The sequence below is a fragment of the Eisenbergiella tayi genome (genome assembly GCF_001881565.1).
GTDB lineage: Bacteria > Bacillota > Clostridia > Lachnospirales > Lachnospiraceae > Eisenbergiella > Eisenbergiella tayi.
Map to the genome: position 1 here is coordinate 76901 of NZ_MPDJ01000009.1, position 11464 is coordinate 88364.

11 protein-coding genes are annotated in these 11464 nt (G+C 54.5%); all 11 read right to left on the minus strand.

All coding sequences use genetic code 11. From position 1 onward, the window contains the following. Positions 1-45 precede the first annotated feature (45 nt). From BLA28_RS26380 to cobI, 11 genes are read right to left on the minus strand one after another with little or no spacing between them, the layout of a single operon-like run. Positions 46-810, minus strand: coding sequence for an adenosylcobinamide-GDP ribazoletransferase (locus tag BLA28_RS26380; RefSeq protein ID WP_069157195.1), 765 nt, complete (start codon positions 808-810; stop codon positions 46-48). Continuing rightward, positions 807-1403 (minus strand): bifunctional adenosylcobinamide kinase/adenosylcobinamide-phosphate guanylyltransferase, encoded by a 597-nt coding sequence (locus BLA28_RS26385; RefSeq protein WP_069157194.1) that lies wholly within the window; start codon positions 1401-1403, stop codon positions 807-809. Before BLA28_RS26385 ends, BLA28_RS26380 begins: the two co-directional genes overlap by 4 nt. 52 nt (positions 1404-1455) lie before the next feature. Beyond that, complete coding sequence (locus BLA28_RS26390) at positions 1456-2586, minus strand: nicotinate-nucleotide--dimethylbenzimidazole phosphoribosyltransferase (RefSeq protein ID WP_069157193.1); 1131 nt, start codon at positions 2584-2586, stop codon at positions 1456-1458. Next, entirely contained in the window at positions 2522-3958 is a 1437-nt protein-coding gene (locus tag BLA28_RS26395) for a cobyrinate a,c-diamide synthase (protein ID WP_069157192.1), read from the minus strand. The genes BLA28_RS26390 and BLA28_RS26395 overlap by 65 nt, the downstream gene beginning before the upstream one ends. Next, entirely contained in the window at positions 3955-5214 is a 1260-nt protein-coding gene (locus BLA28_RS26400; protein WP_069157191.1) for a bifunctional cobalt-precorrin-7 (C(5))-methyltransferase/cobalt-precorrin-6B (C(15))-methyltransferase, read from the minus strand. The genes BLA28_RS26395 and BLA28_RS26400 overlap by 4 nt, the downstream gene beginning before the upstream one ends. Beyond that, on the minus strand, positions 5207-6010 hold the full coding sequence (gene cobK / locus BLA28_RS26405; protein WP_069157190.1) for a precorrin-6A reductase: 804 nt from the start codon (positions 6008-6010) through the stop codon (positions 5207-5209). The genes BLA28_RS26400 and cobK overlap by 8 nt, the downstream gene beginning before the upstream one ends. A gap of 7 nt (positions 6011-6017) precedes the next feature. Beyond that, positions 6018-6767, minus strand: a complete 750-nt coding sequence (cobJ, locus tag BLA28_RS26410) for a precorrin-3B C(17)-methyltransferase (protein WP_069157189.1) — start codon at positions 6765-6767, stop codon at positions 6018-6020. A gap of 38 nt (positions 6768-6805) precedes the next feature. Further along, entirely contained in the window at positions 6806-7888 is a 1083-nt protein-coding gene (locus tag BLA28_RS26415) for a cobalt-precorrin 5A hydrolase (protein ID WP_069157188.1), read from the minus strand. Continuing rightward, a complete protein-coding gene (gene cobM / locus BLA28_RS26420) occupies positions 7885-8655 on the minus strand; it encodes a precorrin-4 C(11)-methyltransferase (protein ID WP_009253285.1) in 771 nt (256 codons plus the stop codon). The genes BLA28_RS26415 and cobM overlap by 4 nt, the downstream gene beginning before the upstream one ends. Before the next feature lie 11 nt (positions 8656-8666). Then, a complete protein-coding gene (gene cbiD / locus BLA28_RS26425; protein ID WP_069157187.1) occupies positions 8667-9797 on the minus strand; it encodes a cobalt-precorrin-5B (C(1))-methyltransferase CbiD in 1131 nt (376 codons plus the stop codon). A gap of 59 nt (positions 9798-9856) precedes the next feature. Further along, the gene (gene cobI / locus BLA28_RS26430) at positions 9857-11323 is read right to left on the minus strand and encodes a precorrin-2 C(20)-methyltransferase (protein ID WP_069157186.1); all 1467 of its coding nucleotides are present in this window, start codon (positions 11321-11323) and stop codon (positions 9857-9859) included. Between the last annotated feature and the right edge of the window lie 141 nt (positions 11324-11464).

Consider the following 11464-nt stretch of genomic DNA (forward strand, 5'->3'; position numbering starts at 1 on the left):
CTGCCGGGGCTGACCCGACGCCCGGGCGAAGGGAAAACGAACGCCTCACAACAAAGCAATGACGGCCGGTACCATTGCACTCACCCACTCGGCACAGAGCAGAAACCAGCCTGCCAGATCCCCTGTGATACCGCCGAATTCCTTTTTCGAATCATACCTGTACCACCCGAAAACCGCAAAATTCCCAATCACAGTCAGACTCCCTGCCAAAGGAGAAACCAGAACCATTCCCACAATACATAATCCTAAAAAAAGAAACAGCACAAGCCTCACAGACCTCTTGTGTGCAGTGGAAGAAAAAGCATATAAAAGCCCTTCCTTTTTTGCCCCCGGAAAATACACAATACTCAGCCCGCTCAAAATACGGGAAAGCAGAAAACCCAGGCAGAAACACAAAACAGCCCGCTCGCTTCGCAGTTCAGAAATCCAGCCCAGATAGGTCAGATAATAACCCAGCAGGCAGATGACGGAAAAAGCGCCGATATGAGAATCCTTCAGTATCCGCAGCTTTTCCTCCCTGGGAAGATAGGAATGCATGGCATCCATGGTATCCATAAAACCGTCCACATGGATTCCCCCTGTCAGAAACAGCGGAATGGCCGCCATCCCCGCCGAAAACAAAAGTGTCCCCGCCTGCAGATGCCCGCAGATCAGAAACCACACATAGCACAGCCCCCCTGTCACCAGGCCGACAAGAGGGAAAAAGCATATGGCATATTTTCTGTTTTCCTCCGTCCATTCCACCCTTGGCATGGGTATTTTGGAATACATGGAAAAGGCAATGACCAAAGAAGAAAATACTGTTTTCATAAGCTTTCCTTTCCGACAGCCGGTTCTTCCGGCTTTTTCTTAAGGCAGACAGGAATGGTATATACCACCTCATAGGCTTCTTCCGCCTTTTGACACAGGCTGCAGTTAACCCGCTGGAGCAGACGGATATAGCTTTCCGTACTCTCGTCATAGGAAATACCGTCTGAGGCCACTTCCCCTGTAACGATTACCAGATTCCGGCACTTGGCATACAGACGCTCCACATCCTCCAGTATCCGGCTGCCGATCACGGTTTCCGTCTCTTCCGGCCCCTGTTCTCTTCCTCCTGCCGCATCTTCCGGCCCTTCCCCGGAAAACATTTCATTGGCCGCCAGATTGGTCATGCATTCCAGAAGGACAGTCGCACCTGCCTCCGGTTCCGCCAAATCCACCCGGGTCGTGCGTTCTATTGTGGCAAAGCCTTTCCCTTTCCGCAGCTGCCGGTGGCGTTCCACCTTCCGTCTGCCCTCTTCCCCATACACCTGCATGGTAGCCAGATAGTACAAGGGGCTGCCTTTTGCCAGCCTTACCGCCTGTTTCTCAGCGAATTCTGATTTTCCGCTGCCGCTTCCTCCTGTGATCACCATCAGCATTCCGACACCTCTTTCGCGCTGTAATCATAACCGTACAGACAAGTCTGAACGGTTACTTGTAATCCTCATATGCATCCATTTCCAAATCCCCGAAGGTGGCGTTTTCCCGGTAAACCTGGCACGCCATGTCCAGAAGCGGGAAAAGAGCTACGGCACCGGTCCCTTCCCCAAGCGCCAGGCGGGCATGAATCACGGGGCAAAACTTAAGTTCCTCATAAATGGCCGCCATGGCCGGTTCCTTTCCCAGATGGGAAGGCAGGAGGAAATCCCGGACTCCCGGAAGAAGCCTGCATGCCGTCAGAGCTGCCACAGCAGTAATCAGCCCGTCCAGAACAATGGGTACCCGGTATATGGCCCCGCCGATACATGCGCCTGTAAGGGCGCACAAATCCAGGCCCCCTACCGTACGCAGCGTACGCAGCGTTTCCTGCATCATGAGCTGCGTATCCTTTTCCCCGTCTCCGGAAAGCGGCCCGTGGATTCCCAGCTTCCAGGCTGCCGCTGCCTGATTAATAACCGCAATCTTTCTCCGAACGCCTTCTTTATCCAGCCCTGCACCCGGCCCCGTCACCTCTTCGGCGGGGAGTCCCAGCAATACGGAAGCCACGGCGCTGCTGGTTGTGGTATTTCCGATCCCCATTTCGCCCAGGGCCAGGATATGATAACCGCCGTCGGAAAGCATTTCCGTCATTTCCACGCCGGCCCGTATTGCCGCAAGCATATCCTCATCCTCCATGGCGGGTTCCTTCAGAAAATTGCGGGTGCCATTCCTGGTTTTTTCCACCAGCAGCCCTTTCAGCTTCAGATCGTCCTTCATCCCCACATCCACCGGGAATACATCCGCTCCGGCGCAGGAAGCCATCCGGTTGACACTTGCCAGGCCCTTAGCGATATTTCCCGTCACCACCGTAGTGACCTCATGACCGCTTTGGGATACGCCCTCTTCGATGATCCCATTGTCCGCACACATGACCACCACCGCCTTTTTTTCCAGAGTAATGTCCTCCGTCCCCTGAATGGCCGCGATCTGTATCAGGGCATCCTCCAGCAGGCCCAGCCCGTGCAGAGGTTTCGCGATAGAATTCCAGTGCCTTTCACCGGCTTTTCCCGCCCGCCTGTCAGGCTCCTGGATCCTTTCCCCGCACTGTCTCAGATATTGTAATGTTTTTTCTTCGTTTTCCATACTTTTCTGCCGCCTCCACAAATGCGTATGCCGCTTTTTTATTCCCGTAAAAATAAAGATGGGGAAACCCTGCATACATTGTTTTATCCGCCACACCTGCCATCCATCCGGCCCGGCCTCCGCCCTTTTTGGCCGCAAAGGCATCTCCCGGGCAGGTGCTGTCATAATAGTGAAATTCATGGGCTTTTAAGGTTTCACCGGCCCTGCAGAGCAGGTTATCCTTTTCCGCTTTCATTGTTATGTACCCGAAACGGGAAAGCTTCGGCGTACGGTAACAGTCTCCCGGAAGGACTCCGGCCATTTCATGATATTCTCCCTTTTCATCCTGAAGCCTCCGGTGCAGATACATAAATCCCCCGCATTCCGCGATTACCGGCATTCCGTTTTCCACCGCCTTTTTTACTGCCCGGCGCATGGAACCATTTTTTTCCAGTCTGTCCGCATACAGCTCCGGATATCCTCCGTTCAATATCAGGGCATCCGCCTCTTCCGGAAGTCCGCTGTCATGAAGAGGGCTGAAACAGGCGATTTCACAGCCGAGACGTCTCAGGAATTCCATATTGTCCTGGTACAAAAAGCAAAAAGCTTCATCCTTTGCCACTGCAATTTTTATCCCATTAAATACTTTCTCTTCTCCTGCTGCAAATCCGGTAAGATCAGGCGCGCTTTCCGCCAATTCCCATATGCTATCCCAGTCCAGGGAATCTTTCAGGCTGTCATAAAGGAGGGCAAGCTTATCCCGGAACCCTTCGATTTCTCCCGGAGTCACCAGTCCCAGCTTCCGGCTTTCAAACGCCGCTTCCGGAAGGCGCGGCACATAACCGAGCACACGAACCCCCAGCTTCTGTGCTTCCCTGCGGATATCCGGATAGAGAACAGGGGAAAGCTGGTTAAAAATCACTCCTTTGATCCCGGGCCAGCTCTGGCTTTCCAGGAATCCCCGGAGCACGGCCAGCACGGAGCGGCTCATCCCTCTTGCATTTACGGTGAGTATGACCGGCGTTTTCGTCAGGGACGCGATTTCACTCGCACTGCCATTTTCGGTAAACCCCATGCCGTCATAATATCCCATTACCCCTTCGATAACATGGATGTCCGCCTGCCGTCCGGCAAGCAGAGCCCGGAGCGTCTGGTCATCGGTAAAAAAACTGTCCAGGTTACCGGTTTCTATCCCAAGCACCCGGCTGTGGAACATAGAATCAATATAATCCGGCCCGCATTTATAGGCGGCAGGACTGTATCCCTGTCTGACAAGGCCGTATAAAATGCCGCAGGTCAGGGTTGTCTTCCCGCAGCCGCTCCCGGTGCCTGCTATCAGGATCCTGGGGGCGCCAGGCCTTCTTTTTTTCTTTTCTTCCTCTGTTTCACTCATACCGTCATATCCCCCCACAGAAGGAAAATCGGATTCTGCGCCTGAAGCATATGCAGCCCGCCCACCGGACGCAGCCTGGTGACTCCAATCTGGCAGGCATCCATATTCCGCATATTCTTTTTTTCCATACACTGTAAAGCCTGCGAAACGGTTTCCATGGTGACCGCGCTGATGCAGATACGGACGGATCTGTTTTTTCCGGGGATCGCATCCAGGATTGGGTCAAGCCTGCCCTTCGTTCCTCCGATAAAAACAGCATCCGGCGCAGGCAGCCCCGTCAGAGCATCCGGCGCCATCCCTTCCACCGCCGTCAGATTATGGCATCCGAACTTTTCTCCGTTCTGCCGGATCAGGCTGATGCCCTCCGGATCACATTCCACTGCAAAAACCTGTCCTCTTCCCGCTGCAAGCGCCAGTTCCACAGACACGGATCCGGTTCCCGCTCCGATGTCATATATCACATCATCCTCCCTTACCGCAAGCTTGCTCATGATAACGGCCCTCACCTCGCTCTTGGTCATGGGTACCTGTCCGCGTACAAAGCATTCCTCCGGTATTCCTGTCATAAGAAAGCGTTCCGGCTTTTCATTCAGGAGAAAGAGAACCGTCAGGCTATCCTCCTGTCCGGAAGGGATGCCGGCCGCCTGCCAGTCCTTCGCCGGACATTTTACGATATGTTCGTCCGGATAGGAAAGGCGGCTGCCCGCGCAGACCATGACGTCACCCAGCCCTCCCTCCGTCAGTTCCCTGCAGATCTCAGAGGTCTGCCCTCCGGTGAGCAGAAAGGTTTTCCGGCTGCGTTTCACCGCGGACAGCAGGTTATCCTTCCTGCCGTGAAGGCTTATGACCGCCGCGTCGTCCCAGGGAATCTGAAGCCTGGAGGCGAAATAGGAAAGGGAAGAAATTCCTGGCTCCACATGGACGGATACCTCGCGCCATTCCTTCACTTCTTCCCGGTAATTTTCCAGAGCCTCCAGCAGCTTTTTTGTCCCGCTGTAAAATCCGCTGTCCCCGGACATGAGCACCGCCGCGTCTTTTTTCTGACTGTTCCTTAAGGCCCGGCAGATTACTTCAGGCTCGTAGGCTCTGATGACATCCCGTTCCTCCGTGCTGCCTTCCTGCAGGCCGCAGGCTTCCAGCATCCGGCCTGCCCCTGTCACCAGACCGGCGCCAAAGAGCAGATCTTTCCCCATGCCGGTCATATTTCCGGAATCCCCCATACCGATTCCAATAATAGTTATCCTTTGTTTATCCATAACTGTTTTCATCCTTTGCAAGCAGGATTTTTTTCACCTGTTCCACGGAATATCCTTCTTCCTGTCCGGGCCGTTTTATGATTACCACCGCCGCGCCCGCGCGCTGTGCTGCCGCCAGCTTCTCCGGGAACCCGCCCGCGGCCCCCGATTCCTTGGTGAGCAGAAATGCCGCATCCACTTCCTTCAGCATGGCATAATTCATTTCTTCCGAAAAAGGGCCCTGCATGCAGATGATATGTCTGCCGTCGAGTCCCAGCTCCATGCATTTTTCCAGCATAGCGGGGATTGGCAGGATTCTGGCATATACCCGCTCTTTAAAACCGGTGAGCGTACGCAGTTCCTTCAATTCCTTACTGCCCGTGGTCACCAGGATGTTTCCCCCGGTGTGTTCCAGCCAGGCGGCGGCAGACCCGATATCTTCCACCTCCGTCAGCTTTTCCGCTTCCCGGTTCTTATCCCCTGCCGGGCAGGAAGCGCGCAGGACACGGATATAAGGGATATGTACACGGCTGCTGGCCTCCCGTATATTTTCCGTCGCCGCAGACGCATAGGGATGCGTGGCGTCAATCACCAGCGCCGGCGCATATGCCTTCATCTGTTCTTCCATTTCTTCCCGGTCCAGGCATCCTGTGTGAATCCGGGCTGTGCCGCCTGTTTCCTCTTTCCCATGGGAAAGGAGCTGTTCCCCATAGGCTGTCGTCACGAAAACCATGGCTTTAAAACCCTCTGCTTCCAGGAATTCGTATAAAAGCCTGCCTTCTGTTGTTCCGGCAAACAGCATTACCTTCTGTTTCATACCTCTTTTACGCCTGCTCCTTTTCCGTTTCCAACCGGTATCCTCTGGGAGTCACCATTTTGCCGTGGATATTCCTGGTATGGCTGTTTCCGATAAATACGGTAGTAAACATATCCACCTGTGTATCCCGCAGTTCTTCCAACGTGGTCACCACCGCTTTTTCCCCTTCTCTGCCTATATTCTGCACATAGCCGCAGACCGTCTGTCCGGAACGCTTCTCCAGGACGATATCGCAGGCCATCCGCAGATAGTCCCCCCGCTTCCTGCTGGAAGGGTTGTATATGCACAGAACCGTATCGCTTTCGGCGCCGCTGCGGATTCTGTTTTGGATAACCTCCATGGGCGTGAGCAGGTCGCTCAGGCTCACGGTGAGAAAATCATGGGAAAGAGGCGCTCCCAGCAGGGCTCCGCCGCTGGCGGCAGCCGTCACGCCCGCGATGACACGGATCCGTTCCGCAAACCCTTCTTCCTGTTCCGCCAGCTCATACACAAGGCTTGCCATTCCATAAATCCCGCTGTCTCCGCTGCATACCAGCGATACCTTTTTCCCCTTCTTCTCTTCCTCAATGGCAATGCGGCACCGCTCTTTCTCCTGCTTCATGGGAGTCACGAGGAACTCCTTGCCGGGGAACCAGGGACGGATGATATCCACATAGGTCGTATATCCGATAATCAAATCACTTTCCTGAAGGGCTCTGTCCGCTTCCACGGTCATCTGCTCATAGCTTCCGGGGCCAAAACCTACTATATATAACATGCCTTTATCCTTCCTTTATCGTAACTGTTCCTTCACAGCTACCCATTTTCTTTCTCTGTGTCTGCAAAGTGAAGTGTCGGAACCTCCTGACGGGCGATGGCTATGGTCACACCGCTGCCCGCTCTTTTTCCCACCAGCAGTTCCCCGCCGCCGCTTCCCAGAACGGCCGCGCGCTCACATACATTGTCCACTCCCACCGTTTTCTCCACGAAGGAGGAACCATGGAAAGTGCCCGGTACCCGCTCCAGTTCTTCGGGCGTATAAGTGAGGAAAGGCACCCGCCTTGCCAGCGCTTCTTCCTGAATTCCCGGTTCTTCTCTCTTCAGGCTGACCGATGCCAGACGTGCAATCCGGCCTTTCCAAAGGCCGTTTTCTTCCAGGACACGGTTGAGGCAGCGGGTAATTTCCTCTCTGGCTATTCCCTTCCTGCTGCCGATTCCCACTGTCAGATCCCTGGGGGCAAGAAAACAGGTGATGGGAAATATCTGCTTATCCGCGTCCGCCGAAATTACAATCCCGCATTCCGGCTTCCTGGCATCCTCCTTTTCTTTTTCCGAAAAAAGAATCAGCGAAGAAGGCAATTCCCCTTCCCAGGAAATTTCGCTGTAAAATCCTGCTTTTTCCCCGTGAAGCAGCCTTCCGGACACCTCCCGGATAGCTTCCGTATTCCTTACCGCCAGGCCATTTTCCCGGGCGAACAGATCTACCGCAAAGATACCGTTTAAATCCGTGGCTGTTGTGATGACAGGCTCCGCCCCCGTGAGAAGCGCTATACGCCTGCACCACTCATTCGCTCCGCCCAGATGGCCGGACAACAGGGAAATCACATGATGGGCGCATTCATCCATCACAAGAACGGCCGGATCCTGCGCTTTTCCCCGGATAAAGGGGGCAACGGCCCTCACGGCGATTCCTGCGGCTCCGATAAAAAGAAGCAGATCACAGGAGGAAAAGAGGGATTCCATAAGTTCCCTGACATGAGAAAAGGGCTCCAGCCCTTCCTCCCCATATTTATAAAAACCATATCCGGTACAGCAAATATCCTCCGACCGGAGCCGGTTCGTAATTACCCGGTTCCATCTGCCGCCTTTCCCGGTAAAAGAAATCACCGCCGCTTTCATTTCTGGCCTTCATCCTTTCTTCCCTGTCGGAATTCGGTGGTAAATTCAGCCGCATACAGTCTGGAAAGTTCATATTCACTCTCCAGTACCTTCCCTACCACAATCAGCGCCGTTTTCCGGATACCGGCCCGTTCCGCCAGCTCCGGCAGCTCGTCCAGGACACCCCGCACGATTTTTTCATCCTCCCAGGTCGCCTTATAGCAGATGGCACAGGGCGTATCCGGCGCCAGGCCTCCTGCCAGCAGTTCTTCACGCACCTGAACCAGGAGGCCTGTGCTCAGGAAAAGAACCATGGTGCTTTGATGGGCCGCCAGGCTTCTCAGCTTTTCCCTCTCGGGTACCGGCGTCCTGCCCTCCATTCTCGTAATGATTACCGTCTGGGAAATACCCGGCAGGGTATATTCCGCCTGCAGGGACGCCGCCGCTCCGCAGAAGCTGCTGACTCCGGGGCATACCTCATAGGAAATCCCTTCTTCCTCCAGGCGGTCCATCTGCTCCCGGATCGCGCCGTACAGACAGGGATCGCCCGTATGGAGACGGACTATTTTCTTTTCTTCCTTTTCCCCCTGTATCATCACATCCACCACTTCCTCCAGCGTCATCAGGGCGCTGTTGTAGATCCGGCAATGAGACGGCGCCGCCTCAAGCAGCTCCTTATTTACCAGGGAACCTGCATAAATAATAATATCCGCTTCCTTCAGAAGCGCTTGTCCTCTGACTGTTATCAGGTCCGGCGCTCCCGGCCCTGCCCCTACAAAATGAACCATTTTCCGTTCTCCTATTCCTGTTGTAATTCCGCCAAAAGGATATCCGCTCCCTTTGTTTTTCCTAAAATTCCGTAAACATTGGAAAATACCACCGCCTCAGCCTGCAGCTTTCCGCCAGTCCGGTGTTCCAGATGATATGTAATTTTTTCCATGAGGGTTTCCATGGTTTTCTCAAGCCAGCCGCAGCCATTCAGGATATCCAGCGCCTCCTCCGTGGTATTGGCTCCCAGCAGCGCCGCTGCCGTCCCTGCCTCGCCGCCTGCCAGAATCAGACTGGCAGCCAGCGTTTCCAGACGGGCGTCCGCCCAGCGGGAATGGGTGTTCATCACACCCGCCCCCAGCTTTACCAGCTTTCCGATATGCCCGACCAGAAGAAGCCCTTCAAAGCCTATCGTAATTGCCTTATCCAGGGATTCTCCTATATAATTGCTGCACTTCACGCTTTTCTGCGGATCGATACCCAGCTCATCCCGAAGGAAATCCATGCCGTAATTGCCGGGCGTGAGAAGAATCCGCTTTCTTCCTACTGCCGCAGCCTGTTTCATTTCCACTTCTATGGTATCAAGCAGGGCGGCTTCACTCATAGGCTCCACAATTCCCGTGGTGCCCAGGATCGAAATCCCCCCTTCAATCCCCAGACGGGGATTAAAAGTCCTTCCCGCAAGAGCTTCGCCTTCCGGTATGGAAATAACCACCCGGATTCCGCCCTCATAGTCCTGTCCAGCGCAGACCTCCTGAACCGCCGCGGTTATCATCCTCCGGGGAACCGTATTGATGGCGGCTTCTCCTACCGGCTGATCCAGCCCCGGGCGGGTAACTCTTCCCACGCCGGTACCGCCGTCTATCCGGATCCCTTCCTTTGTTTTTTCCACGGAAGCATAAACCAATATACCGTTGGTTACATCCGGATCATCCCCGCTGTCTTTGCGGATTGCGCAGGACACCCTTCCCTCTTCCTCCCGGATATCCTCCACCTCCAAAAACAGCTTCTGCCCGGATGGCGTTTCCAACTCCACAGTTTCCGGCCTTATGCCGCCGATGAAAAGCAGGGCTGCGGCCTTGGCGGCAGCCGCCGCACAGGAGCCTGTGGTATAGCCGCAGCGAAGGCGTTTCTGATTCTTATATACATATTTTTCAAACAAGCCGCTCTCTCCTTTTCCGGTTCTGCCCGTAATCGTTCAGACAAATCTGAGCCGCTGCGTTATTTCACCACTACCGTAGTAAAATAGCTGCTTCCCTCCGGTATCTCGCCGGAGGCAGGCAGGAAATGTTCTCCGGGCAGGCCGCAGTTGCCTGCGATAACCGCCCGATCCTCCAGCCCCTTTTCTTCCAGATACCGCCGCAGGTTTTCCAGCTTTCCCCCGCTTTTCATCAATACCTTCGTTCCCTCCAGCTCCATATACGGATCCAGCGCTTCTTTTCCCGCAGGAATCACCATCAGGACCTGCGAACCGGAAACAAGAGGCTTTCCCGTCTTAGCCGCAATATCACAGAAACAGGGCACACCGGCACATACCCTTACCGGGAATCCGGCCCGTGCCACCCGTTCTCCCACATAAGAAAAGGTGGAATAAATGGAAATATCCCCGATGTTAAGCATAGCTACATTCTGCCCCTTTTCCAGATATTCCGCAAGCAATCCTGCGATTCTGTCATAATTTTTATTGAGAACCTCCTTGTCCCGGGTCATCGGAAAATCCGTATAAACGATTTCCTTACCCCGGATGTCGGCGGCCTGCTTTACAATAGAAAGCGCGAGGGTATTTTCCCCTTTTGTACGGGGTACCGCCAGAACCGGGCATTCCTTTATCAGCCGCACGGCCTTGAGCGTAATCAGCTCCGGATCACCCGGGCCAACGCTGACACCGTACAGCACCCCCGTATTTTTTTCTTCCAGCTTCTGTAAATGCCGGATATAAAGGCCGCGTATTTCCGGGTACTCACCCATTCCCCTGACCACGCACCGCACCTGGAAGCCCTGTTCCTCCAGCCTGCTTTTCCAGCTTTCCGGCCCGTCTCCTGCCATATCCGTATGGGCATGATCCCCGGCCACCAGCATGAGCGGTGTCAATACCACCTTCCGGTACCCGCTCTCCCGCAGCTGTTTTATCACTTCTTCCAAATCCGGACTGGCTTCCACCGTCCCCAGGAATACATCCTTACAGCCCATGCGGTTCCAGATATCCTGAAGCCATGCATAAACCGCATTGTTTTCATGACGTGACCCGTGTCCCATCAGAACCAGCGCCTCATCCTCTTCCCTTGAAAAACGAGAGGCATAGAAGGACGCCACACGTTCCAGATCCTCCTCCTCATGCAGCAGGGGCACGCCGATTTCCATCCTGCGGAAACGCTCCCGGAACCCTTCCGCCTGGGCACAGAGCTTTTCATACTCTTCCCCTGCCAGCAGATGCGTCGGCTGTATGAGAACCTCTTCTATCCCCTCCTCCGCCATCCCGGCAAGCGCCCCCATCGTATCGGGAATCTCCACCCCCCTTTCCTTCCATATACGCATGATAATCGCGCTGGTAAAAGCCCTTTTTACCGGCATATAAGGAAATACTCCCGCAAAATCCTCTTCCAGCGCGCCTATCGTCCGCCTGCAAGAATCCTCATAACTCGTCCCAAAGCTGACCGCCAATATCCCTCTTTTTCTCCTCTGTTCCACGCTTACTCCTTTTACGGCACAATGCCGCCTTTATTTAATGATAACATTCCTTCCCTCTCTGTCCGTTGAGCCTGTGCCTGCATCCCTGTCCTGTGGGCCCTTTGACTCCGCTGCCGGTTTCGGCCATGCAGAGGATCCTGT

Excerpts from the sequence above, each read along its gene's own strand:
- BLA28_RS26380 (WP_069157195.1), bottom strand. The coding sequence starts at position 810 with ATGAAAACAGTATTTTCTTCTTTGGTCATTGCCTTTTCCATGTATTCC.
- BLA28_RS26385 (WP_069157194.1), bottom strand. The coding sequence starts at position 1,403 with ATGCTGATGGTGATCACAGGAGGAAGCGGCAGCGGAAAATCAGAATTC.
- BLA28_RS26390 (WP_069157193.1), bottom strand. The coding sequence starts at position 2,586 with ATGGAAAACGAAGAAAAAACATTACAATATCTGAGACAGTGCGGGGAA.
- BLA28_RS26395 (WP_069157192.1), bottom strand. The coding sequence starts at position 3,958 with ATGAGTGAAACAGAGGAAGAAAAGAAAAAAAGAAGGCCTGGCGCCCCC.
- BLA28_RS26400 (WP_069157191.1), bottom strand. The coding sequence starts at position 5,214 with ATGGATAAACAAAGGATAACTATTATTGGAATCGGTATGGGGGATTCC.
- cobK (WP_069157190.1), bottom strand. The coding sequence starts at position 6,010 with ATGAAACAGAAGGTAATGCTGTTTGCCGGAACAACAGAAGGCAGGCTT.
- cobJ (WP_069157189.1), bottom strand. The coding sequence starts at position 6,767 with ATGTTATATATAGTAGGTTTTGGCCCCGGAAGCTATGAGCAGATGACC.
- BLA28_RS26415 (WP_069157188.1), bottom strand. The coding sequence starts at position 7,888 with ATGAAAGCGGCGGTGATTTCTTTTACCGGGAAAGGCGGCAGATGGAAC.
- cobM (WP_009253285.1), bottom strand. The coding sequence starts at position 8,655 with ATGGTTCATTTTGTAGGGGCAGGGCCGGGAGCGCCGGACCTGATAACA.